This window comes from Serratia sp. CoH_122_TC_1 (assembly GCF_058191755.1).
Genome location: NZ_JBXWLA010000019.1, coordinates 62,888 through 86,657, shown reverse-complemented (window position 1 = coordinate 86,657; position 23,770 = coordinate 62,888). Strand labels below are relative to the sequence as shown.

The window sequence follows — 23,770 nt, the reverse complement described above, 5'->3', positions numbered from 1 at the left end:
GCAGGCCGGGAGGTTTGTTTACAGCACCAGCCCGGCGATGGCCGCTGAAAGCAGGCTAACCAGCGTTGAACCGTAAACCAGCTTCAGACCAAAACGAGACACCACGTTGCCCTGTCGCTCGTTAAGCCCTTTGATCGCCCCGGCGACAATGCCGATTGAAGCAAAGTTGGCGAAGGACACCAGGAATACCGACAAGATACCCAGGCCCCGCGGTGACATTTCCGCTGCAATTTTCTTCAGCTCGATCATTGCCACAAATTCATTGGCTACCAGTTTCGTCGCCATAATGCTGCCAGCACGCAGCGCATCAGGTGCTGGAATGCCGATCAGCCAAGCTAATGGGTAGAATATGTAGCCCAGAATTTGCTGGAAGCTGATGCCGAACACGGCGGAGAATAAAGCATTTACCGCAGAAATAAGCGCAATAAAGCCAATCAGCATGGCAGCGATAATCATCGCGATCTTGAAGCCCGCTAAAATGTATTCACCCAGCATTTCGAAGAAGCTCTGATCCTCATGCAGCTTGTTCAGTTTTAGCTCAGGTTCATCGTCCAACTGATAAGGGTTGATGATCGACAGAATAATAAAGGTACTGAACATGTTGAGGATCAGTGCCGCGACCACATATTGCGCATCGATCATCGACATATAGGCACCCACGATAGACATGGATACCGTCGACATGGCGGTTGCTGCCATGGTGTACATGCGGCGTGGCGAAATATCACCGATGATGCCTTTGTAGGCGATAAAGTTTTCCGACTGCCCAAGCACCAGCGTGCTGACGGCGTTGAACGACTCCAGCTTGCCCATGCCGTTAACCTTGGACAGCAAGGTGCCGACCAGGCGGATGATCAGCGGCAAAATGCGGAAATGCTGCAAAATACCGATGAGCGCGGAAATAAAGATAATCGGGCACAAAACACCAAGGAAGATAAATGCCAGTCCGTCTTTGCTCATACCGCCAAACACAAAATCAGAGCCTTGCGCGGCATATGTCAGCAGTGTTTCAAAGAAGCCAGCGACGTGCTTGATGACGCCGAGACCGCTTTCGGAATGCAGAAAGAAATAGGCGAGTGCGCCTTCAATGACCAGAAGCTGAATAATATAACGCAGGCGTATTTTTTTACGGTCGTTGCTGACCAGCAGCGCCAGGGCGATGATCACCACCAGGGCAAAAATAAATTGCAGAATTTGTGGCATAAAGAGTCCGTACGGCTAAACGGGCAGGAAAAAACACATTTAGCCACAGCTTGGCCCGCCTTTCATTACCTTGGGTGATAATTGGAATAAAATACTTTCAGCCAGCGAGATACGTTGCCAATGACCCTCCATGGCCTCTTAGTCACAGTTTTTCATAAACAATGCCAATCCCCACGTAGCATCCGGCGTGCATTTCTTTATGGTTCGCGATGTTGGCCGGCTTAACGTCGGGGAATAAACATTGGGAATGCCGCGCTACCCAGAACATAGTCGTAAAAAAGCCCGCGAATGCGGGCTTATACGAATGAAGGAACGTATCACTCGATGTTTTGGATCTGCTCGCGCATCTGCTCGATCAGCACTTTCAGCTCGATAGCGGAAGTGGTGACTTCGGCATTGATCGACTTGGACGCCAAGGTATTAGATTCGCGGTTGAATTCCTGCATCATAAAGTCGAGGCGGCGGCCCACGGCTTCTTTTTTCTTCAGGATGTTGTGCGTTTCTTTTACGTGGGCTTCCAGGCGGTCCAGTTCTTCGGCGACGTCAATACGTTGCGCCATCAGCACCAGCTCTTGCTCCAGGCGGGTGTTTTCCAACTGCACCTGAGCCTCTTCCAGTTTGCTGACCAGACGCTCACGCTGCCATTGCAGGATGTTGGGCATTTGGGCGCGTACCTTGACCACTTCGGCGCTGACGCCGTCCAAACGCTGTTCGATCAGCAATTTTAGTGCAGTACCTTCGCTTTCACGCGCAACGATGAAGTCATCCAGTGCGCCATCCAGTGCCTGCATCAGCTGTGCGCTGATAGCGTCCAGATCCTGCTCTTGGGCGGACATCACACCAGGCCAGCGCAGTACGTCGATAGGGTCAATTTCACCTTCGTCGCTCTGCATTTTGACCCAGTTAGCAGCCTCAACCAGCTGCTTTGCCAGTTTTTCGTTCAGGATCATTGAGCTTTGCGCGCTCGGATCCAGTTCGAAACGCAGGTTGCACTCCACTTTACCGCGGGTCAGGCGACCACGGATACGTTCGCGGATCACCGGCTCCAGGCTGCGGAATTGTTCCGGCAGACGGATGTAGGTTTCTAGATAGCGTTGGTTCACGGAACGCAGCTCCCAAGCTGCGCTGCCCCATTCACCCTTGATTTCACGCCGGGCGTAGGCGGTCATGCTGCGGATCATTGATGCGTACCCGTAATAGGAAAAGATGAACCGATTATAGCGTTGGACCTGCGGGCAGGATAGGCATTACGTCACGAAGCCCGTATAATGCGCAGCCAAACGTTGATTAGAAGCCGGAGAGAGCCCATGCGTCCTGCAGGCAGAGCACCACAACAAGTTCGCCCACTGACACTGACCCGTCACTATACCAAACACGCTGAAGGCTCAGTGCTGGTTGAGTTTGGCGATACCAAAGTTTTGTGCACCGCCACAGTAGAAGAGGGCGTTCCGCGCTTCCTGAAGGGTCAGGGGCAAGGGTGGATCACCGCTGAGTACGGCATGCTGCCGCGCTCTACCCACAGCCGTAACGCCCGCGAAGCGGCCAAAGGCAAGCAGGGCGGCCGCACGCTGGAGATTCAGCGTTTGATCGCCCGTTCGTTACGTGCGGCGGTTGATCTGAAAAAACTCGGTGAATTCACCATCACGCTCGACTGCGACGTATTGCAGGCTGACGGCGGTACCCGCACCGCGTCTATTTCCGGTGCCTGCGTTGCGCTGGCTGATGCGCTAAATGCGCTGGTGGCCAATGGCAAGCTGAAAGCCAACCCAATGAAAGGGTTGGTTGCGGCGGTCTCCGTCGGTATCGTTAACGGCGAAGCGCTGTGTGATTTGGAGTACGTCGAGGACTCCGCAGCAGAAACGGATATGAATGTAGTGATGATGGAAGATGGTCGCATGATCGAGGTGCAAGGCACCGCCGAGGGTGAGCCGTTTAGTCACGACGAGCTATTGGCGCTATTGGCGCTGGCCCGAGGGGGCATTGAAACCATCTTCCAGGCGCAGAAAGCGGCGCTGGCAGATTAATTTTTAAGGCGACTCAAGAGTCGCCTTTTTTACGCCCGACGTTCGGGTGGCAGTATTCACAGATCTAACCGACCAGATGAGGAGAAGCAGTAATGAAAGCCTATCAGCGCCAGTTTATCGAGTTCGCGCTTAACAAGCAGGTATTGAAATTCGGCGAGTTCACCCTGAAATCCGGCCGTACCAGCCCGTATTTTTTTAATGCCGGTTTGTTTAATACTGGGCGTGATCTTGCGCTGTTAGGGCGCTTCTACGCCGAAGCATTGATTGATTCTGGCATCGAATTCGATTTGCTGTTTGGCCCGGCTTACAAAGGGATTCCTATCGCCACGACCACGGCTGTTGCACTGGCGGAACATCATGACCGTGATGTCCCTTACTGCTTTAACCGCAAAGAAGCCAAAACTCACGGTGAAGGCGGGACGCTGGTGGGCAGTCCGCTGCAGGGCCGTGTCATGCTGGTAGACGATGTGATCACTGCCGGAACGGCGATCCGTGAATCGATGGAAATCATTGGCGCGGGCGGTGCAACGTTGGCCGGGGTACTGATCTCGCTTGACCGTCAGGAACGGGGTCGTGCGGATATCTCTGCTATTCAGGAAGTTGAGCGCGATTATCACTGTAAGGTGATTTCCATCGTGACGCTGAAGGATTTGATTGTTTATCTGGAAGAAAAACCGGAAATGGCCGATCACCTGGCGGCGGTGCGTGCTTATCGCGAGCAGTACGGCGTTTAACGCACGCTTTATTCAGCCGGGCGCGCAAAACGCGCCCGGCGTAAGGTTTATTGCAGCTGTGCCGCCAGCAGTGGCCAACGCCCTTCGAACTCTTGTGTTGGGCGGTAGCGGAATTCGGAACGAACGTAGCGTGATAGCATACCTTCGCAGAAGGCCAGCAGTTGGCTGGCCAACAGCGTCTCATCTACAATAAAACCTTTACCTTCACGTAGCTTGCGTTCTTTCAGCACCTGGCGCAGCTGTGCCTCAATGCGTTCAAACAGCTGATTGATTCTCCCCTGCAGCCGATCCTGTTCAAACATAAGTGCGTGACCGGTCATAATACGCGTCAGGCCAGGGTTGCGTTCGGCGAATCCCAGTACCAACAGCAAAATCAGACGCAGGCGGTTAAAGGTCTCTTTTTCGTCCTGCAGGATCAGGTTGATGCGCGTTATCAGGCTGTCTTCAATAAATTCGATCAGACTGTCGAACATCCGTGTCTTGCTTGGAAAGTGCCGGTAGAGTGCAGCTTCGGAGACGCCAACGTTAGCGGCAAGTTTAGCGGTGGTAATACGCTGGTTGCCGTCGCTGGACTCCAGCATCTGGGCTAATGCCTGCAGTATTTCCTCGCGCCGGTTCCTTTTGGTATTTTCTTTTTCTGCCATGTCTGATTAGACCCTTGCTAAAACTGCTTAGACTTTCGGAAACCCGGGCACCGGCCGTTACAGAGCGTTCTCTGTAGGGCTTATGTGATAGCTTTTTTACGATGCTGGGGTCAGCGGCCTTAACGACCTGTACTCTCCATGCGCCCTGGTGTGCGCTGTAATCGTTGTCAGCCAAACCTTGCCGTAGAGATGTCCTTCTCTCTGAGGTGGCAAGGTTTCAGGCGACGTTTCCTTGTCGGTACTTAGGTATTGAGCAGCGCTTACTGGCGACCGGAATGGCCAAAGCCGCCTTCGCCACGTTCACTGCTGTCGAACTCTTCAACCAGATTGAATTCGGCTTGTACAACAGGCACAAATACCATCTGTGCGATGCGTTCACCGGGTTCAATCGTGAAGGATTTCTGGCCACGGTTCCAGACGGAAACCATCAGTTGGCCCTGGTAATCAGAGTCGATCAGGCCGACCAGATTGCCCAGTACCACACCGTGCTTATGACCTAAACCTGAACGCGGCAGGATCACCGCAGCCAGACTCGTGTCGGCGATGTGGATAGCCAAACCGGTAGGTAACAACGTGGTTTCACCCGGTGCCAGTTCTTCGGCGTTGTCCAGGCAGGCACGCAGATCGAGACCTGCCGAGCCTGGGGTTGCGTAGGTCGGTAAAGGGAAATCCTTTCCAATACGCGGGTCGAGGATTTTAACGTCGATTTTTTTCATCATAACGGCTGACTATCTCGTCTATTAAACGTTGGCCAAGGAGTGCTTTGTCGCTCAGCGCCAGGCGCTTTTCTCCATCCTGCCAAAAAAGGTGCAAGGCATTGGTGTCGCTGTTAAACCCATGCTCTGCAAGCGATACATCATTGGCGCAAATTAAATCCAATTTCTTACGCGCCAGTTTTTGTCGCGCGTATTCTTCCACATTCTGGGTTTCGGCGGCAAACCCCACGACAAAGGGGCGTTTTTTCGTCATCGCTGCGACGCCTGCAACGATATCGGGGTTTTTTACCATTTTGAGGATGATTTCATCACCCTGTTTTTTTATTTTTTCATCGGAAATTTGTTCGGCACGGTAATCGGCCACGGCTGCACAGGAAATAAAAATATCCTGCTGAGCGGCGCGTTGCTGCACTGCCTGCTCCATTTCCAACGCGCTGATGACATCTACCCGGGTGACATGTGGTGGTGTCGGTTGGTTAACCGGCCCGGCAATCAACGTGACCTGCGCACCGCGTGCTGCGGCGGCCCGGGCGATGGCAAAGCCCATTTTACCTGAACTGTGGTTGCTGATAAAACGCACCGGGTCCAGCGCTTCACGGGTTGGACCGGCGGTGAGCATAATCTTCAAATGTTGCAGATCTTGCGGTGCGGAGAAATGATTGTTTGCCAGTTCAACGATATCCAGCGGATCAATCATGCGGCCTGGGCCGACGTCGCCACAGGCTTGACTACCGCTATCTGGCCCCCACAGCAGCATACCGCGAGCCTGCAGGGTTTGCAGATTGGCCTGGGTAGCGGCGGCGCGGTACATCTGTTGGTTCATGGCAGGTGCTGCGGCGATCGGTGCAGCGGTGGCTAGACAAACCGTTGTCAGCAGGTCGTTGGCCATGCCCGCGGCGACGCGTGCCAGCAGATCGGCGGTGGCCGGTGCCAGTATGACCAGGTCTGCCCATTTGCCGAGCTCGATATGCCCCATCGCGGCTTCGGCTGCGGGATCCAGCAGATCATCTGAGACCGGATAACCGGACACGGCCTGTAGCGTCAACGGCGTAATAAAGGCCTTCGCCGCATGGGTCATTATCACACGCACTTCCGCGCCTCTGTCACGCAGGCGACGTACCAGTTCCGGGCATTTGTAAGCGGCGATACCGCCACTGATACCCAGTACAATATGTTTGCCGGAGAGTCCCGTCATCATGATTGTCCGATTGAATCCGAAAGATGTGCCATTTTAGCATAACCGCCAGACGGGTGAGCGATTCCACTGTATCTGCATCCCGTTACATCATAGGTTGCGCAGCACTTCGCAATGTTATCAAGCACCTGTCGTCGGCTTCTTTGTCACATGGCATGCTGTGGCATTTTCGGGAGGCGATGATGAGCAGTCAGGTAATCACCTTGTGGCCAGATACGCTGGCACCACGGGAAAAATTGTTGCACTACGGCGCGTCGGCGCTGTCCGATGCAGAGCTGTTGGCCATTTTTTTACGCACGGGGTTTCCTGGCGTGCATGTTATGCAGTTGGCGGAAGAGTTACTGGTGCAGTTTGGCTCGCTTTATCATCTGATGTCAGCGGATCATTCGGTTTTTTGCAGCTACAAGGGGTTGGGTAATGCCAGCTATACCCAACTTCAGGCCATTTCAGAGTTGGCGTTCCGCTTCTTTTCCAGCCATCTGGCAAAGGAAAATGCCATGCTTAACCCCAAAATGACCCAGCATTATTTGCAAAGCCTGCTGGCCCATCATGAGCGAGAAGTGTTTTTGGTATTGTTTTTAGACAATCAGCACCGTGTTATTCGCCATCAGGAGATGTTTGCTGGTACCATCAGCAGCGTTGTCGTATACCCGAGAGAAATTGTGCGCGAAGCGTTGAAGGCTAATGCGGCCGCCATTATTCTGGCGCATAATCATCCTTCGGGTAAGGCTGAACCCAGTCATGCCGACCGTTTAATAACAGAGCAAGTGGTAAGTGCCTGCCTGTTATTGGAGATCCGAGTGCTCGATCATTTGGTGATAGGTCGGGGTGAATGCGTCTCTTTTGCCGAGCGCGGATGGCTTTAAGCGATTTTTTCGCGATCCTTGTGGGATCTTTAGCTGTTCGGGACTTGAGCACTTACGCTTCAGAGCGTATACTACGCCACCTTTGAGAATCTTGGGTTTGGCGTAAGAGCCTATCTCAGCAGGTTTCTAACCTGATGTGTGGTTTCTGACCTGATGACGAGAGTCTCCTCAGTATGAAGTTTGCTGAGATGGGCTCTAAAAGCCTGACGAGGCGGCCATACCCTATACGAAGCTCGAGCTGATTTGATTTTTGGAGAATAGACATGTCCCGAGTCTGCCAAGTTACTGGCAAGCGCCCGGTGAGCGGTAACAACCGTTCCCACGCAATGAACGCGACCAAACGCCGTTTTCTGCCGAACCTGCACTCACACCGTTTTTGGGTTGAGGCTGAGAAGCGCTTTGTAACGCTGCGTGTATCTGCTAAAGGTATGCGTGTTATCGATAAGAAGGGTATTGAGACGGTCTTGGCCGATCTGCGTGCCCGTGGTGAGAAGTATTAAGGAACTGCATCATGGCTAAAGGTGTTCGCGAGAAGATCAAGCTGGTTTCTTCTGCTGGTACTGGTCACTTCTATACCACCACGAAGAACAAGCGTACTAAGCCGGAAAAATTGGAACTGAAGAAATTCGATCCAGTTGTCCGCCAGCACGTGATCTACAAAGAAGCTAAAATTAAATAATTTTAGTGGATTAATAAAAACCCGGCCTTGGCCGGGTTTTTTGCGTTATAAGGGATACCCATTGCCTGTTACTTACATAAATGAGCTACAGGGGATGTGAAGCTACATAAGCTGTGCTGCTTGGAATCATAGGGTAGAGAAAAGCAAAGGGGAGCGTGGAATGCCTGAATTACCAGAAGTTGAGACCAGCCGTCGCGGTATTGAACCTTATCTTGTCGGTCATAGCATTCAATATGCCGTGGTGCGCAATGCACGTCTGCGCTGGCCCGTTTCCGAGCAAATTCTGGCGCTGAGCGACCAGCCAGTACTCAGTGTCCAGCGACGCGCCAAGTATCTTCTCATTGAACTGGCGAGCGGCTGGATTATCGTTCATCTGGGGATGTCTGGCAGCCTGCGCATGTTGGCCGAAGAGACAGAAGCGGGTAAACACGACCACGTTGACCTGGTTATCAGCAATGGTATGACGCTGCGTTATACCGATCCGCGCCGCTTTGGTGCCTGGCTATGGTGTGACGATCTGGCGGCAAGCAACGTCTTGGCCCATCTCGGACCGGAACCCTTGAGTGATGCGTTTAACGGCGCCTACCTGTTCGAGAAATCTCGCAACAAGCGTACGCTGATCAAACCCTGGCTAATGGATAACAAGCTGGTGGTGGGGGTTGGCAACATCTACGCCAGCGAATCGTTGTTTACCGCAAGGATCCTCCCAGACCGCCCGGCAGGCTCGTTAAGCAAAGTGGAGGCTGACGTGTTGGTGGAAACCATTAAGGCTGTCTTGCTGCGTTCTATTGAGCAGGGAGGCACGACGTTACGTGATTTCCTGCAGTCGGACGGCAAGCCTGGCTATTTCGCGCAGGAATTGCAGGTATATGGTCGGGCTGGTGAACCTTGCCGCGTATGCGGTACACCAATTGAATCGGCCAAGCACGGGCAACGCAGTACTTTCTTCTGTCGGCGTTGCCAGCGTTGATTATTGTTTGGCGAGTTTCTCGAATAATGCCTGAGTGACCACGTCCGGCAAGAAAGGGGCGATATCGCCGCCGTGACGTGCCACTTCTTTTACCAGAGAAGAAGAGATAAACGACCACTCTTCGGAAGGCATCAGGAATACGCTTTCCAGCGTGGGCATCAAATGGCGGTTCATATTCGCCAACTGCAACTCATATTCAAAGTCAGAGACTGCACGCAGGCCGCGAACCAGAATATTGGCATTCTGATGAGCGGCAAAATGTGCCATCAGTTCACTGAACCCCAATACTTCCACATTATCCAGGTGTGACGTCACTTGAGTGGCTAAGTCTACGCGCTCTTCCAGCGTGAACAGTGGCTTTTTGCTCGGACTGGCCGCGATAGCCAGGATGACGTGATCGAATATTTTTGACGCACGCGTCACCAAATCCAGGTGGCCGTTGGTCATGGGATCGAAAGTACCGGGGTAGATGGCTTTACGGGTCATGATTCACTTCTCTGAATAGTTGCGGCCCAATGCCCAGAGTGCGGCATATTTATTGAAAGTATATTGCGCGTTGACCACCGCTAACAGCAACCCCTGTTTACCGTCCAGGAAGCCAGCCCGCAGCAGCCAGGTTTTGCAGAACGCACCCAGGGTGTGGGTGATTATCGAAACATAGCTGCAGCGCTTACCGGCCAGATGGCGCTGATTGGCCCATTCTTCGGCATAACGCAGTTGTTTACGCTGAAAGGCAAAGAAATCACGGCAGGTCAGATGGAGCAGATCGCCGCTCAGCGGCACGACTTTCGCCCCGTTGATATGAAGTGATTCGTGTACCAGATCGTCGTTATAGCGGTAGCGTTGGTTGGCATACAGACGGTTGACACGATCTGGGTACCAGCCGCTGTGGCGCATAAAACGCCCGAGGAACAGGTTACGGCGCGCGCAGCTGTAGACGTGGTTATCGTCCGGTGCGGCGAGTGTCTGTTCAATGGATTGGCGAAGTTCGGGCGTAACACGCTCATCGGCGTCGATCATCAAAATATAGTCGTTGCAGGCGTAACTCTGTGCCAACTGACGCTGTTTGCCGAAACCTTGCCAGTCGGTATGAGTGAATACTTTGGCACCCAGATCTTCGGCAATGGCGACACTGTTATCTTCGCTACCTGAGTCGAGCAGAATGATTTCATCTGCCCATGCTACGGAGCGAAGACAATCCGGCAGCAGCCCGGCTTCGTTCTTGGCGATAATCACCACCGACAGGCTTTTGCGGTTGCTCATTTAATGGCTCCGTGGCGGCAGGTGCGGTTCCAACAGTTGCAGCAGGCGCTGCAGCGCTCCCTGATTTTGATACAGCACTTCTACCGCGTGACGGCCGTAATAGCGACGATAGTCTTCGTCGGTAAGTAGCGTAGTCACTTCCTTGACCAACGATTCTTCATCGGCCACGGTGATCAATCCCCCGGCTTGCGACAGCTTGGCGCAGATATCCTTAAAATTGAAAGTATGGGGGCCCATCAGCACGGGGATGGCGTGTGCGGCGGCTTCCAGTGGGTTATGCCCACCGCGCTCCACCAGGCTGCCACCCACAAAGGCCAGATCGGCAATGCCATACAGTAGCATCAGTTCACCCATGGTATCGCCGATTACTACCTGGGTTCCTCCGGAAGGGATTTCGCCGCTGCTGCGCAGGGTGTAACTGAAACCGGCTTTTTGCACCAGCTCTTTGGCGGTAGAGAAGCGTTCTGGATGACGTGGTACCAGGATCAGCAGCAAGTCAGGGTGTTTTTCCAGCAGTTTTCGGTGTGCAGCCAGCAGAATACTTTCTTCACCTTCATGGGTACTGGTGGCGATCCACACTGGGCGGCGCGGTGCCCATTGACGACGCAACGTGACGGCTCGGGCTGCCAGCTCTGGAGTCACGGAAATATCGAACTTCAGGCTACCGGTCACGGTGAGTTGTGAGCGCTTAAGGCCAAGTTCAACAAAGCGCTCACCGTCTTCCTGGTTTTGTGCGGCGATCAGCGTAATGCGGCGCAGCATATCACGGACAAAACCGCCGATTTTTTTATAACCGGCGGCAGAACGGGCGGAAAGGCGGGCATTGGCGATCACCAAAGGGATCTGACGCTGGTGTAGTTCGTTGATCAGATTCGGCCACAGCTCGGTTTCCATAATGATGACCAGTTTTGGATTCACTTGATCCAGGAAGCGGCGCATCGAACCGGGCAGGTCATAAGGCAGATAAACATGGTGAACGTCTTTACCGAAGGCGGATTGCACACGCTCTGAACCTGTCGGCGTCATCGTGGTCACAGTAATCGGTAAATAAGGGTAGCGGTGGCGGAGCGCGCGGACCAATGGAATAGCGGCCAGCGTTTCACCTACGGAGACGGAATGTAGCATGATGCCGCCCGGAACGACTTTCCCGGCGCAGAAGCCATAGCGTTCTGCCCAGCGTTTACGGTAGGCTGGAGCTTTGCGGCTGCGCAACAGTAAGCGAAGCCAGATCAGGGGTTGGATGAGGTAGAGTAGTACCTGATATAAACGCAGCAACATTCTATCAATTTCATTTATATGGGTTATTCAGAATAGTACCATAACTGGAAGGGAAAGGCGCTAATTTGGTAACCTTGGGTGTCAGTTTCAGACAACAGGCGAGAGATTTCGCTGATAGGCTTGGAATGAAGAATATTTTAATTATTCGCCGTGACAACATTGGCGATCTTGTTTGTACTACCCCGCTAATCGAAGGGGTGAAAATTGCCTATCCGGATGCCAAACTTTATCTGTTAATCAATAAAGTCAGCCAGGATGTTGTAAAAAATAACCCCCATCTTGAAAACGTGTTTGTCTATAAAAAGGCAAAGCACAAGGCGAAGAATGAAACCACATTAGGGGTTTATTTTGAGCGACTGATGATTTTTTTGAAACTGCGAAAAATAAAATTCGATGCGGCGATCTTGGCTAACCCCGTTCCCTGTAAGTACAGCCTGCGATTGGCAAAAATGGCGGGTGTCAGTAATATTATTGGCGCAGATTTGGGGACGTCTGATATTCATCATCCTTTCCGCAAAGAAAATTTTAGTGGCAAGCACCAGGTAGAACATACTTACAGTTACCTCTCGGCCATTACTGAACAACATATTCCGATTCCCCCGGTACGGGTGTTTTTGACCCAGGAAGAGCGCCAACAGGCCGCGAAGCGTTTGCAAGAATACCTGCCACCGGTCGATCGATTGTGCGCTGTTCACATCAGCAGTCGTAGCCCTAAACGACGTTGGCCTATAGAGCGCTATGCCGAAATTATCAACCGCTTACTTGCTGAGAAGAACACGGGCGTCTTGATTTTCTGGTCCCCGCAGGGGACATTGACGCCGGACGATATCGGCGATCAAAAACGCGCAGAGCAACTGTTGGCGCTGTGTAAAAATGAGCGTGTAGCACTGTATCCAACGGCGTCAGTACGTGAATTACTGGCCGGTTTCGATTTATGCGACAGAGTGCTGTGCAGTGACGGTGGACAAATGCACCTGGCTGCGGCACTGAATAAAGATATGGTTGTATTCTTTGGCGATACGGATAAAGAATCTTGGCACCCCTGGTCTGGGCGTTATCATATTCTGCAAACTGAATCGGGCGACTGTATTGATGTGCCCGTTGATGATGTCTGGGATAAAATACAGGCATTAAATTAATTATAAATAAGGCAGGGTTTCCCCTGCCTTTAATTTATTTTTTGAGGCCCAGGTACTGCTGGCAAATAGGGGTTAATCCATAGCTCAGCAATTGGTCATGATTGATTTTGGGTGGTTTGGCGTAAATTTCTGCCATTTTTTCTGCCAATGATTTTTCATTGAGCTCCGCCAGTGCGTTATCCATTCCCGCTTTTTCCAGAATTTCCGCAGGCCCACCCGGACAGCGAGTGCTGACTACCGGCGTATCGCACAGCAGGGCTTCCACCAGCACGTTGCCAAAGCCTTCACTGTCAGAGCTGAGCACCAACAATGATGCATGGCGAATAAACGGATAGGGGTTAGCCTGGAATCCGAGGAAGAGCACACGCTCTGCGATACCTAATTGTTTTGCCAGCTGTTTCGCTTCTTCTATGTTAGCTTCGCTGCCGGTTCCAACCAGGGCCAATGGCGCCTGTATGCCCGACAGCGCATAGGCTTTCAACAAGCGATCGTGCCGTTTGTGTGGATGAAAGCGCCCAACGTGCACCAGGTAATCCTGGCCAGCCAGCTCGCAGGGGGCTGCTGCTTGCTGTGCGATAGCATCAATATCGAACGGGTTGTTGATCACGGCTAACCGGCTTGGGTGGATCGGCAAGTTTTGCTGTAAATCGTTCCCTACGGCCTGTGAGACGGCAACTATATTTCTGCCTTGGTAAACCGCAGCGATTTTCCGCTGTTTCAACCAACGATCCAGCCCTTTGCGGTGACCGAGATAGGACGTCGACAGGATGCCATGAATGCAGAACCACAGGCGGTCTGAGGAGAGCAACTTGCTGCGGCTGACGATGCGATCTGTTTTATGCAGGTTGGAGAACACCAAATCATAGATGCCATGTTGGCGCTCAACGTCGGCTATCGCGCGATCCAGTGCGGCAGCACGGCGTGATAGCTCCGTCACTTTACGCCAGGGTGAGCGATTGTGATCGGCGACGACCTGATAGTGAATACCGGAGGGGATCGGGTAGTTACAGACATCGCGTAATGAAATCAGGCTAACGTCATGGCCCATTTGCTGCATGCCCTGGCACAGTGTTAGCACCACTTTTTCCGCGCCTCCACCGGGTAGGCCGTCGATAATCATCAGAATACGCATAGTTAATCCAGCAGCCGGTTATAAAGGGATATCAGCTGTTCCGACAGGTGAGCCGGGGTGGCCGACATGATACGCAATCTTGCGGCCTCACCCATGGCGGAGCCTAAAGCCTGACGCGGTAACGCCGCGATCGCCTCAATCAGCGCGGGGACGTCGAGAGCATCGGTGACAAAGCCATTATACCCTTGGGTGATAAACTCAGCACCGCCGCAGGTGGTACTGGTTATGACCGGTAAGCCGCAGGACATGGCTTCCAGAATCACGTTGGGGAAAGGATCATACAGCGTGGGTAGCAACAGCGCATCGGCAGCTTGATAAAACGGCAGCGTCTGTTTTTGTACACCCATAAACCGCACGCGATCGCTGCAACCCAGTGATTGCGCCAACGCCTGATAGCGTTTTTCGGCCTTGTCTTTGCCGACCACCAGAAGATAGCTGTCGGTGGCTGCAACGGCACGGATGGCGGCGGCTAAGCCTTTACGTTCAAAACCGGAGCCGACAAAGATCAGGCAATGCGCCTGTTGTGGGATCTGGTACTGCGCGCGAAGCTGCTGGCGCTGCTCAGCCGTTGCAGGCAGGAACTTTTGATTATCAATGGCGTTGTAGATCACCGTAATTTTATCGGCGGGTACGCCAAAATCATCGATGATTTCCTGTTTAATCATTTCGGCGTTGCAGATGACGGCTTTCAATTCTGGGGCGGCGTACATTGCGCGCTCTGCACACATCACATAACGGTGATAACGATTTGAGAACAGCCATTTACGGCGCCATTCCGGCAGCAAACGGGCGCGTTGTAACAACCAGCGGCGGTGTACGCCATCGCCGGCGCGGTAAATATCACAGCCGGGGATACGCTCATGGCTCTGTACCAGATCGAATTCTTCTTTCTGCCACAGTGCTCTGGCCGCTTCGGCAAAGCCGCGCTCACGGCTAATACGGCCGAATTTCAGCGGATTGCACAGGTGGATGTGCCAATCAGGATTGGCATCACCCTGCCATTCGCGGGTGATAACGTTCAGGTCGAGGTCTTGTTGTTCCAGTGCCTCGAGGGCGCGCGAAACGAAACGCTCAGCCCCACCGTCTGGGCGGTACTTTTGGCGAACGATCGCCAAACGAAATGCTTTCATACCAACGTGCTCCGCGCGGCTGCAATCACCACGTCTGTAGGAATAAGGTCCAGATACCGTTCATCGGTGCCGGTATTGATGGCGTCTGGATCGGGCAAGGTGCCGTAGTCTCCGGCCCAGATCACGCTGCCAATCACCTGCCATGGGCGCCAAAACACCAGCTTGGAAGGGCCAAACAGCGCGATGCAGGGGGTTTGCAGTGCGGCGGCCATGTGCATAGGCACTGAATCTACGCCGATAAACAGTTTGGCGTGATCGATCAGAGCTGCCAGTTGCCGCAGCGTCAGTTGGCCAGCCAATGAAACCACACCTTGTGCCGGGCAGAGCGCCAGAATACGCTCCACCATGGCCTGCTCTTTTGCATCTGGTCCGGAAGTGATCACCAACCGGTGGCCGTCAGCCTGCAATGCACTTATCGTGGCGGCCATTTTTTCTTCACTCCAGCACTTGAAGAACCAGCGTGAGGTCGGCTGTATCACGATAAAGTCATCGGTAATGCCCTGTTGTTGTAACAGTTGCTGGCAGGTTTGCCAGTCCTCGGGCGGATAACTCATGGTCACCTGTTGGCTGACGGTTGGCAGGCCTAAGGGGTGTAACAGCGACAGGTTTTGTTCGACGGTATGGAGGTGGGCGTGATCAGTAACCGGCACCAAATGTGTGTGGCAATGACGCCATAAAAAACCCTGCCGCTTGGGGAAGTCGAACCCCAACCGGATGCGTGCCCCGGTCAGCCGGGTGAGAAGGGCACTGCGCCACTGATCGGCCAGATTGACCACCAGATCGTAACGCTGCGCCTTGAGCTGCCGGATCAGATTAAGCTCATGATTCAGATGTGCTTTTGCCCCCTGTTTTTTCCACTGGCGATCGATAACGAAGACATTCGACAGTGCGGGGTTGCTGGCCAGCATATCCTGGGTTTCTTTATACAGCAGTACGTCAATCTGCGCTTGCGGGTAGTTTTGCCGCAGAGTATTGATGACCGGAGTTGTCAGCAACATGTCGCCGTGGTGGCGAAGTTTAACGATCAGAATACGCTGTATCGAGGTATCAGGAGCTAAGGCTGGCGCGTCGTTCATCATGAGTCGCTTTCTGGGAAACCAATGTTTGATTCTAAATGACCCGATCGCATGTGGCTACTGTTGCACAGTTTTCTTGCCGTGAAGTGAAAAAATAACGCGCGAGGGAGACAAAAGGCCTTCAACGTTGTCCAAACCAGGCAGTAAAGTCGTTTGCCCTGGCGAAACGCCCTGCGTAACATAATGCATTCTGTTGATATCAGGCTCGATATTTATGACTAAACCGGCGTTTCTCATCACCATTGATACCGAAGGCGATAATCTGTGGCAAAACCACGATCGCATTTCGACCGAAAACACGCGATTTTTGCCGCGCTTTCAGGCGCTGTGTGAGAAATATGGCTTTAAGCCAGTGTACCTCACTAATTATGAAATGGCGGTGGATGCAGAATATGTCGAGTTTGCTCGCGATGTCATTGCACGTGGCTGTGGGGAAGTGGGTATGCACCTGCATGCCTGGAACAGCCCGCCGTTAACGCCCTTGACCAATGACGACTGGCGCCATAAGCCTTATCTGATCGAGTATCCGGCCGATCAAATCCGTGCAAAAGTCGATCATATGACCAAGCTGTTGGAAGATAGCTTTCAGACCAAGATGCTCAGCCATCGTGCCGGCCGTTGGGCGTTTAATGAATATTATGCTGCTTTGCTGTTGGAATATGGCTATCAGGTAGATTGTTCGGTTACCCCGCGTGTTAACTGGCAATACTCCCCGGGTAACCCACAAGGCAATGGCGGTACCGACTACCGCCATTTCCCATCACACGCCTATTTTATCGATCCTGACAATATCGCCAGGGCGGGTTCCTCATCACTGCTGGAAGTACCGATGAGCATCCAGTATAAACATTCGGCGCTGATGAATGCGCTGAAACAAGGTTACGATCGCTTACGTGGCAAGCAGCGCTCGCCGTCGGCGAATTGGTTGCGGCCAAGCGGCGGTAATCTGGAGAAAATGAAGTCGGTGGTGGAGCGTTGTCTGGCTCAAGGCAATGACTACGTTGAATTTATGCTTCACTCTTCCGAGTTTATGCCGGGCGGCAGCCCGACATTTAAAACGCAGCAGGATATTGACGTGTTGTACCGTGATTTGGAGCAGCTGTTTGCCTGGTTGCAGCAGCGTACGGTGGGCATGACGCTGGCCGAGTATTATCAACTTAAAGTGAACTGACATGTCGAAAAAATGGAAGATTAAGCTCGCGGATTGGTTTTTGCGCCGTTATACCGCTAAGTCCGGCCGTTTCCAGGATAAGACGACTTTCGACAGTCGGCTTCAGTTTGACAACATCGTCATCTATTCCACCACGGCGCTGGGCGACTTTATGTTTAATACGCCTGCGTTACGTGCAATGCGGGAGCGCTATCCCGACGCGCACATCACGCTGGTGGTGCATAAAAAGAATCAGGAGTTGGTTGAGAACGGTCGCTACTATGATCGTGTGGTGTATTGGGACAGTAAAATAAAAACCATGCGCCCGCTGTTGAAGTCATTACGTGAGCATCAGCCGGATTTGGCGCTTATCCTGCATTCACATCTGCCGTATGACATTATCAGCGCCGTATTATCCGGGGCCAAATACATTATCAGGGATAATTACAGTTCCGGTATTTGTGGGCTTGAACCCTGGTTGACCAATTACATCTTCCATTACTACGGCCACTTTATTCGTCGTAAGCTGGAGCTGATTTCTATCCTGGGTTGCCGCAGTGATGATCCAACAATGGAAATTCCAGCGCCTTACCAGCCGGGTGTAAAAAGCCGCGATCGCTGTACGATTGGGTTTCAGCTGGGGGCTTCAACCGAGTCACGTTGCTGGCCTGTATCACATTTCGTCCGGCTTGCCGACGAACTGGTGGCTAAGCAGGCCAACGTGCGTATTGTGCTGATTGGTGGGCCTTTTGATGACGGGAAGGCACAGCAGTTCCTGAATCAGGTCAATCCTGAAACCCGAGCTTGCGTGGACAATAGGATTGGGAAAACGGGGTTACAGGCGTTGTTGACGTTGATCGACAGCTTCCACGTCCTGATCACCGGCGATACCGGGCCACTGCATCTGGCGGTCGCGTTGAAGGTAAAAACCATCAGTCTGTTTGTGACTGCCGACTCACGTTCTACCGGACCCATTCAGGATTTGGAGCTTCATCGAATTATTCAGGTATCTCGCACTGGCTATACCATGCCGCTTGAGGCGGAAAGCCCAATGGGCGTGATCCAGCCACAGCGGATTTACGATGAGATAGTGGATCACCTGTCGTTGGATAAGGCGTGAATTTAGCGCTTTTTTAATCGCCAGCGGATTTTTGACAAACAGGTATCTACCCACGCGTAATGCATTTGCCGGATTTTTTTACGTGGGACCGCGCTATTACGGCATACGTCGGCCAGGCGTTTAAAGATATGCAGCGCCTCAGCTGGGTAATAGTAGTAGCTATACAATACCTTCGACATGCTTTTCACCTCAGAGAAACAGTTGGCGAGCATTAACGCCGCCAACTGTCGCAACGGTTCATCCCCCGGGTGCTGGTCAATAAAGAGCAGCATCTTGTCGATAGCAAACAGCATATCTTCAATGTCTTTGGCTTTAACATTACGGGTAATCCCGTGGCTGTTGTCGCGATAAAAATAAAGCACGTGATCGAGATGAGCAATTTTCTGGGTTTTGAAATACTGGAAAGGCGTGAAGATCACGTCTTCATAACGCCGACCGTTTTCAAATGACTCACCCTCAAGCAGACTTCGTCTATAGACCCGGCTCCAGAGGTGCCACATCGAGTTGGCAAACAAAGGGGTGAGGCAGGCAAGGCCGTGATTAGCAAAATCATAAACGCTACGCTGTATGGTCGTAACGGCGGGTTGCACTGGCGGAATGTCGGTAAACTTCTGGTAATTGAAATCGATCAGATCATCTTCATCGGCAATCAGCAGTGGACGCAGGATGCTCAGATAGTCGTCACTCAATAAATCATCGCCATCAAGGAAGGTAATATAGCGCCCTTGAGCATGATGCAGCCCGACGTTGCGGGCGTTGGCGATACCCCCATTTTTTTGCGAGATAAAGGTGACATGCGGATGCTGCCATTTGGCCAGCAGTTCGCTGACTCGCCCAGCGGATGCGTCTGTTGAACCGTCATCAATGATGACCACTTCAATATCATCGCCAATCTGGTTGAACAGCGAACTCAGGCAGGCGACCACGAAGTCTTCGTTATTGTAAAATGGTACAATAACGCTGAGCAGAGGCGATGAAGAGTACATGGTTTTAATCCTGCGCGGGTGGCGTTTTCTTCACTGACAGTACGCTGGCAATAATCGCCAGGCAAAAAATCGCCGTACCTTCAGTACTAAATAATATGACGTCGCTGAGCCCGTAAACAAACAGGCTGAATGTCACACCCAGCAATAACGCATTACGGTAGGGCTTAAGTGAAGAAACAAATAGGCCAACGTAGAGCGCCAGTAAAAACAGTAGGCCCCAGACCCCTTTGAGTGAGTAGGTCTCTAGCAATTCGTTGTGCAGATGCACATTGATATAAGGCATGACGCCGGACAAATGGGGTTCGTGCGCGACAATTGCACGGATTTCTGCCCCGCGCTGTTCTGCTGATTGCCCAAATGGCGCTGCTGAGCCAGTGCGTAATGCAATAATCTGCATAGAGACTCTGGAAATAATCGAGTTTTCAGTCTCAGGTTGGTCAATGAGGCGTAGATCCGTCTGAAACGCCGCAATACGTTGTTCTATCTGTGATTTGAAAACAAAACCACTGGCGAGTAATAACAGTGGCACTGAAGTGACCAACAGTATCTTATGCTTATGGGAGATCAGGTTCTTCGTCGCCAATATCGACAGGGCAACCGCAACCGGATACACCAGCATTGCCGCCCGCGTTCCGGTGAGCACCAGCGTTGAGAAGGTGAATAAGAAACCGATAATGTACAACGGGATGCGGTATTTTGTCCGAAGCATCAATATTGCCTGCATCATCACCAAATTGATGGCGGTAATCAGATAAGCGGCAACGGTAGCGCGGTCAAAGTTGATTTCGATACGTGGAATATCTAGCCACAAGCCCTGATAGAGGGAATAACCGTTGACCGCAATGCCCGCCAGCAACGCAATTACAATGAATGCGCGTTGCATACAAAGGCGTTCATTTACCGCAATCAGCAGAATGAAAGCGGTGGCGATCAGCAGTTTTCCGGTCGACATATAAGAGCGGTAAATATTGATGTACTCGCCTGGCTGTTTGAAATGCTGCAACCAGAAAATACTGCCCATGCCTACGCAGAAGAACAGAACGGGCACGATAAGGTTTCTTTTGTTTTTAACGTAATATTTTAGGTTTAAACATACGGCGATGAACGAGATATAACTGGAAATATAAAAGATATTGCGCCCGGTGTCGGAGCCGAAGGGGATAGTGCAAAACGCGATAGCGCATCCCAAATAGATCAGATAACTGAAGGCTGGGTGCGGTGTGGTTTCTTTGAGTAGCATGGGGCTTGGTTTCCGGCTCACATTACGGTTGGGCAATAAATGATTTCAGCGCGTCATCAAACTCGGTTTTGAACAAAGCATAGCTGAAATGTTCGATGGGATAGCGCTGTGCGTGTCGGCTCATGTTTTGATAGTCTGCGGGATTCATCAGTTTTTCCACCGCATCTGCGCACTCAAGGTGCGACAGCAGCTTAGGCATTACCAACGTATCGCTAACCGGGTCATAAACATCGTGAGGGAAATCCACCTTGATGCCCGTTAGCTGTTGGTGCTCTTCAATCGTTACCGAGGGAATCAAGCCAATGCCACATAGCCCGTCTTTAATCACTTCAGGCTGGCCATCGACCTGCGGGAAAATTACCGGTACGCCAAAATACAGCGATTCCATACAGGATAAGCCGAAGGGCTCGGTGATTGGCGTACTCATATAGATATGCGTGCGGTTGAAGAAATCCGCTACGTTATCCTGGAAACCGCTGAAGGTGACTCGGTCGCCCAGTTTGAGTTTTTCCGCCAAGGCTTCAAATTCAGCTCTGTCTGGCCCCTTGCCTGCAATTTCCAGGGTGACATCGTGCCCGCGGCGCAGCAGCTCCTGCATCATCAATAATGATACGCTGATGCCTTTCAGGCTGACCAACCGTGACGCAGTACCTATTCTGATCGGTTTGCTGAGCGGTTTCAGGCTATCGCTGATCCCTGAGGGCGTTTTCAGTCGATTGATCACCACGTGATTCGGGCAGGGCAGATTGAACCGCAGCGCCATCACCCGTTTAGAGGCGTAGGACGCCGAGATACAACCGTCCAGCATGGCCAGAAAACGTAATGTCTTGTGGTTTTTCGGATAGCGCCATGAACAGCCATGGTCGTAATAAATCATTTTGCCGCGTTTAGGCTTAGCGGCCAGACCGGGCACCAAATCCCAAACGATGACCACGTCGGCGTTGGCCTTCTCGATTTTTCTTTTGAGCAGGTATTTGCGCAAGAATTGTGGGCAACGCAGCGGCAGTGAATTAATCAGCCGGTTGGCAAATGTGACTTTCTGGTCAGGCATTTGACGGCGGATCTCTTCGCCGATCTCACTGCTGATACAAATCACCTCGTTACTGCCGTCGGTTGTGTCGTTGATATACTGCAGGAACAGGCGTTCAACACCGCCCATTTTCCCTAAGTTGATAATGTGCAGCTTTTTCATCCAATAACCTTTTGCAGCTCGTCCCAGACGGAATCGGCGGTGATGGTCGCCATGTTTTTTTCCGGAGATATCAGGGAATGTTGATTCTGCCCGTAACCACCGATCAAGCCTGGATCTGTGGGCCCAAACAGCGTGATGTTCGGCCTGTCGAGCGCGGCGGTCAGGTGGCTGAGGCCGGTATCGACCGAAACCACGCCTTTTGCGCCGGCCAGCACTTCGGCAACCTGCTGCAGGCTAAGCTTTGGCAAAACTTCCACATGCGGGAAGCCTTCCGCCAAACGCAGTGCACGCAGGCGTTCGTGTTCCGCACCCCACGGCAATTTGATCTTCAGCCCGCTTGGCGCCATCAGTTTAATCAGATCGCGCCAATGAGATTCCGGCCAGTGTTTATCATCGCGGGTGGTGGCGTGCAGAAACACCAGATATTGCCCGGCGTCGGCCGGTAGATGATTGAGAAAGCGGGCGGCAATGGCGTAATCGCCGACGCTGTCGGGTTTTTCGTAGCCCAGACTTTTGGCGAACAACTCACGCGTACGTTCGACGGCATGTTGCCGCTTGTCGATGTCATGGCGAAAGTTGTAGAACCAACTGGCAAAGGGTTCGCGGGCGCTTTTGCTGTCCTGGCCATGCTTGCTGCCTTTGGCGATACGGGTGATCAGCGCCGCGCTTTTGATTAGCCCCTGGGCGTCTATCACCGCATCGTAGTCGCGCTCTTGCACCACACGTTTGAAGTCACAACGTTGCTGGCGGGTTTCACTGCCAAACCAATTTTTGCGCCAACGGCGGATTGCCACCGGGATCACACGGTCCACCGCCGGGTGCCAAGTGGGAATTTGGCTAAACCCCTCCTCTACCACCCAGTCAAAACGGATGCCGGGAATGGCCTGCATGGCATCCGTTAACGCCGGTAGCGTATGGAGTACATCCCCCATGGAGGACGTTTTTACAATCAACACCTGCATGCTTATTCCTCGCTGGCGGCAAGTAACGGCGTCAGCGCGTCCAACACCTGCTGTGGCTGTATATCGATCAGGCTTTGATGGTAACCCTGATCGGCATCGCCTTTGCGTATCTTATGGTAACCACTGATTAAGCGGATCACTTTGGCCTTGTCGGACAGCGGTGGGGTGAAGTCCGGGCTACTTGGGCCATACAAGGCTATCAGCGGTTTGTTCAATGCGGCTGCAACGTGCATCAGGCCGGAATCATTGCTGACCACAGCCGAACAGGAAGCGAGCAGGATCACCGCTTGTTCAAGCTGGGTTTCCCCAGCCAGGTTCATGCAAAAACCGCGTGCGTCGTCATCCAACGCCGCGCGAATTTGCTCGCCCGCCTCATTATCTTTGGCAGAGCCAAACAGGGCGATTTGATAGCCTTGGTCGATCAACTTCTGCGCCAGAGAGGCATAGTGATAATGTGGCCAGCGTTTGGCCGGGCCAAATTCGGCACCTGGGCAAAAACCGATAATCGGTCGGTGATCGGTCAGATTGAAGGCGGCGGTGGTTTCCGCAATTTCTTCGTCGCTGACCTGCAGTTGCGGCCACAATAGCGGCTGCGGCAGATCTTCTGCGCGTTGAATGCGCTGTTTGTCGTAGGCCAGCGCCACATAACGTTGCACCATCAGCGGGAAGGCGGCCTTGTCCAGCACGCGAACATCATTCAGCAGGCCGTAGCGCATTTCCCCGCGCCAGCCGGTGCGCTGCGGCACGTTGGCAAAGAATGGCACGAGTGCGGATTTGAATGAGTTTGGTAACACGTAAGCGCGATCGTATCCGTTAGCGCGCAGGGCATGCCCCAAACGACGACGCTCACCGAGTGCCAATGCGCCGTGGCCTAACGGCATCGACAGCGCTTGATTGACTTCCGGCATACGCGCCAGTAATGGACGGCACCAGGCCGGTGCCATCACATCAATTTCTGCCGTCGGGTGCTCGGCCTTCAGGGTGCGGTAGAGACTTTGCGACATCATCATATCGCCAACCCATGAAGGGCCGATAACCAGTATTTTCATACCTGGGGTGATTCCCTTCAGC

General features: G+C 52.7%; 25 protein-coding genes. 9 read left to right on the top strand and 16 right to left on the bottom strand.

Annotated elements, in window-relative coordinates; all coding sequences use genetic code 11:
* Positions 1-18 precede the first annotated feature (18 nt).
* Both AC2FC2_RS21890 and AC2FC2_RS21885 read right to left on the bottom strand, forming a co-directional pair.
* The gene (locus AC2FC2_RS21890) at positions 19-1,203 is read right to left on the bottom strand and encodes a NupC/NupG family nucleoside CNT transporter (protein ID WP_209640141.1); all 1,185 of its coding nucleotides are present in this window, start codon (positions 1,201-1,203) and stop codon (positions 19-21) included.
* 317 nt (positions 1,204-1,520) lie between these two features.
* Positions 1,521-2,384 (bottom strand): YicC/YloC family endoribonuclease, encoded by an 864-nt coding sequence (locus AC2FC2_RS21885; RefSeq protein ID WP_265556771.1) that lies wholly within the window; start codon positions 2,382-2,384, stop codon positions 1,521-1,523.
* A gap of 126 nt (positions 2,385-2,510) precedes the next feature.
* Between AC2FC2_RS21885 and rph the strand changes: the two genes are divergently transcribed.
* Together rph and pyrE are read left to right on the top strand one after the other, a co-directional pair.
* Positions 2,511-3,227 (top strand): ribonuclease PH, encoded by a 717-nt coding sequence (rph, locus tag AC2FC2_RS21880; RefSeq protein ID WP_209640135.1) that lies wholly within the window; start codon positions 2,511-2,513, stop codon positions 3,225-3,227.
* A 92-nt stretch (positions 3,228-3,319) separates the two neighbouring features.
* The gene (gene pyrE / locus AC2FC2_RS21875; protein WP_037421748.1) at positions 3,320-3,961 is read left to right on the top strand and encodes an orotate phosphoribosyltransferase; all 642 of its coding nucleotides are present in this window, start codon (positions 3,320-3,322) and stop codon (positions 3,959-3,961) included.
* A 47-nt stretch (positions 3,962-4,008) separates the two neighbouring features.
* Here pyrE and slmA read toward each other — a convergent pair whose 3' ends face one another.
* The 3 genes from slmA to coaBC all read right to left on the bottom strand — a co-directional run bounded on the left by slmA (position 4,009) and on the right by coaBC (position 6,519).
* Positions 4,009-4,605 (bottom strand): nucleoid occlusion factor SlmA, encoded by a 597-nt coding sequence (slmA, locus tag AC2FC2_RS21870; RefSeq protein WP_037421744.1) that lies wholly within the window; start codon positions 4,603-4,605, stop codon positions 4,009-4,011.
* A gap of 260 nt (positions 4,606-4,865) precedes the next feature.
* Entirely contained in the window at positions 4,866-5,324 is a 459-nt protein-coding gene (gene dut, locus AC2FC2_RS21865) for a dUTP diphosphatase (protein WP_209640132.1), read from the bottom strand.
* Positions 5,302-6,519, bottom strand: coding sequence for a bifunctional phosphopantothenoylcysteine decarboxylase/phosphopantothenate--cysteine ligase CoaBC (gene coaBC, locus AC2FC2_RS21860; protein WP_209640129.1), 1,218 nt, complete (start codon positions 6,517-6,519; stop codon positions 5,302-5,304). Before coaBC ends, dut begins: the two co-directional genes overlap by 23 nt.
* A 179-nt stretch (positions 6,520-6,698) precedes the next feature.
* On the opposite strand from coaBC, the gene radC reads away from it, so the two are divergent.
* The 4 genes from radC (at position 6,699) to mutM (ending at position 9,031) form a co-directional block, all read left to right on the top strand.
* Entirely contained in the window at positions 6,699-7,382 is a 684-nt protein-coding gene (radC, locus tag AC2FC2_RS21855; RefSeq protein ID WP_209640126.1) for a RadC family protein, read from the top strand.
* Between the two features lie 263 nt (positions 7,383-7,645).
* Positions 7,646-7,882 carry a 50S ribosomal protein L28 gene (gene rpmB / locus AC2FC2_RS21850; protein ID WP_004931195.1) on the top strand — a complete coding sequence of 79 codons (237 nt, stop codon included), beginning with the start codon at positions 7,646-7,648 and terminating at the stop codon, positions 7,880-7,882.
* 11 nt (positions 7,883-7,893) lie between these two features.
* Positions 7,894-8,061, top strand: a complete 168-nt coding sequence (rpmG, locus tag AC2FC2_RS21845; protein WP_004392084.1) for a 50S ribosomal protein L33 — start codon at positions 7,894-7,896, stop codon at positions 8,059-8,061.
* A 160-nt stretch (positions 8,062-8,221) separates the two neighbouring features.
* Entirely contained in the window at positions 8,222-9,031 is an 810-nt protein-coding gene (gene mutM / locus AC2FC2_RS21840; protein ID WP_209640123.1) for a bifunctional DNA-formamidopyrimidine glycosylase/DNA-(apurinic or apyrimidinic site) lyase, read from the top strand.
* Here mutM and coaD read toward each other — a convergent pair whose 3' ends face one another.
* Genes coaD through waaA form a run of 3 tightly spaced genes read right to left on the bottom strand, consistent with a single transcriptional unit; the run spans position 9,032 to position 11,572 of the window.
* Positions 9,032-9,517 carry a pantetheine-phosphate adenylyltransferase gene (gene coaD, locus AC2FC2_RS21835; protein WP_037421730.1) on the bottom strand — a complete coding sequence of 162 codons (486 nt, stop codon included), beginning with the start codon at positions 9,515-9,517 and terminating at the stop codon, positions 9,032-9,034.
* A gap of 3 nt (positions 9,518-9,520) precedes the next feature.
* Entirely contained in the window at positions 9,521-10,294 is a 774-nt protein-coding gene (locus AC2FC2_RS21830; protein ID WP_209640121.1) for a glycosyltransferase family 2 protein, read from the bottom strand.
* Positions 10,295-11,572, bottom strand: a complete 1,278-nt coding sequence (gene waaA / locus AC2FC2_RS21825; protein WP_265556761.1) for a lipid IV(A) 3-deoxy-D-manno-octulosonic acid transferase — start codon at positions 11,570-11,572, stop codon at positions 10,295-10,297.
* Between the two features lie 125 nt (positions 11,573-11,697).
* Here waaA and AC2FC2_RS21820 point away from each other — a divergent pair, with 125 nt between their 5' ends.
* A complete protein-coding gene (locus AC2FC2_RS21820; protein WP_265556789.1) occupies positions 11,698-12,711 on the top strand; it encodes a glycosyltransferase family 9 protein in 1,014 nt (337 codons plus the stop codon).
* Between the two features lie 34 nt (positions 12,712-12,745).
* On the opposite strand, the gene AC2FC2_RS21815 is transcribed toward AC2FC2_RS21820, so the two are convergent.
* From AC2FC2_RS21815 to rfaQ, 3 genes are read right to left on the bottom strand one after another with little or no spacing between them, the layout of a single operon-like run.
* Positions 12,746-13,843 (bottom strand): glycosyltransferase, encoded by a 1,098-nt coding sequence (locus tag AC2FC2_RS21815; protein WP_265556760.1) that lies wholly within the window; start codon positions 13,841-13,843, stop codon positions 12,746-12,748.
* Positions 13,844-13,845: 2 nt separating this feature from the next.
* Positions 13,846-14,973 carry a glycosyltransferase family 4 protein gene (locus AC2FC2_RS21810; RefSeq protein WP_265556759.1) on the bottom strand — a complete coding sequence of 376 codons (1,128 nt, stop codon included), beginning with the start codon at positions 14,971-14,973 and terminating at the stop codon, positions 13,846-13,848.
* Positions 14,970-16,052: a putative lipopolysaccharide heptosyltransferase III gene (gene rfaQ / locus AC2FC2_RS21805; RefSeq protein WP_265556758.1), complete on the bottom strand. Its 1,083-nt coding sequence runs from the start codon at positions 16,050-16,052 to the stop codon at positions 14,970-14,972. Before rfaQ ends, AC2FC2_RS21810 begins: the two co-directional genes overlap by 4 nt.
* Positions 16,053-16,263: 211 nt before the next feature.
* Here rfaQ and AC2FC2_RS21800 point away from each other — a divergent pair, with 211 nt between their 5' ends.
* Together AC2FC2_RS21800 and AC2FC2_RS21795 are read left to right on the top strand one after the other, a co-directional pair.
* Positions 16,264-17,220 carry a polysaccharide deacetylase family protein gene (locus tag AC2FC2_RS21800; RefSeq protein ID WP_209640105.1) on the top strand — a complete coding sequence of 319 codons (957 nt, stop codon included), beginning with the start codon at positions 16,264-16,266 and terminating at the stop codon, positions 17,218-17,220.
* A 1-nt stretch (position 17,221) separates the two neighbouring features.
* The gene (locus tag AC2FC2_RS21795) at positions 17,222-18,319 is read left to right on the top strand and encodes a glycosyltransferase family 9 protein (protein WP_490308894.1); all 1,098 of its coding nucleotides are present in this window, start codon (positions 17,222-17,224) and stop codon (positions 18,317-18,319) included.
* Positions 18,320-18,321: 2 nt separating this feature from the next.
* On the opposite strand, the gene AC2FC2_RS21790 is transcribed toward AC2FC2_RS21795, so the two are convergent.
* The 5 genes from AC2FC2_RS21790 to rfaF are packed head-to-tail and all read right to left on the bottom strand — an operon-like array spanning position 18,322 to position 23,748.
* Positions 18,322-19,305 carry a glycosyltransferase gene (locus AC2FC2_RS21790; protein ID WP_490659899.1) on the bottom strand — a complete coding sequence of 328 codons (984 nt, stop codon included), beginning with the start codon at positions 19,303-19,305 and terminating at the stop codon, positions 18,322-18,324.
* A 4-nt stretch (positions 19,306-19,309) separates the two neighbouring features.
* The gene (locus tag AC2FC2_RS21785) at positions 19,310-20,545 is read right to left on the bottom strand and encodes an O-antigen ligase family protein (RefSeq protein ID WP_404760931.1); all 1,236 of its coding nucleotides are present in this window, start codon (positions 20,543-20,545) and stop codon (positions 19,310-19,312) included.
* A 22-nt stretch (positions 20,546-20,567) separates the two neighbouring features.
* The gene (locus AC2FC2_RS21780) at positions 20,568-21,737 is read right to left on the bottom strand and encodes a glycosyltransferase (protein WP_490659898.1); all 1,170 of its coding nucleotides are present in this window, start codon (positions 21,735-21,737) and stop codon (positions 20,568-20,570) included.
* Positions 21,734-22,699, bottom strand: coding sequence for a lipopolysaccharide heptosyltransferase RfaC (rfaC, locus tag AC2FC2_RS21775; protein WP_209640090.1), 966 nt, complete (start codon positions 22,697-22,699; stop codon positions 21,734-21,736). Before rfaC ends, AC2FC2_RS21780 begins: the two co-directional genes overlap by 4 nt.
* Positions 22,700-22,701: 2 nt before the next feature.
* Positions 22,702-23,748: an ADP-heptose--LPS heptosyltransferase RfaF gene (gene rfaF, locus AC2FC2_RS21770; protein WP_490308895.1), complete on the bottom strand. Its 1,047-nt coding sequence runs from the start codon at positions 23,746-23,748 to the stop codon at positions 22,702-22,704.
* Between the last annotated feature and the right edge of the window lie 22 nt (positions 23,749-23,770).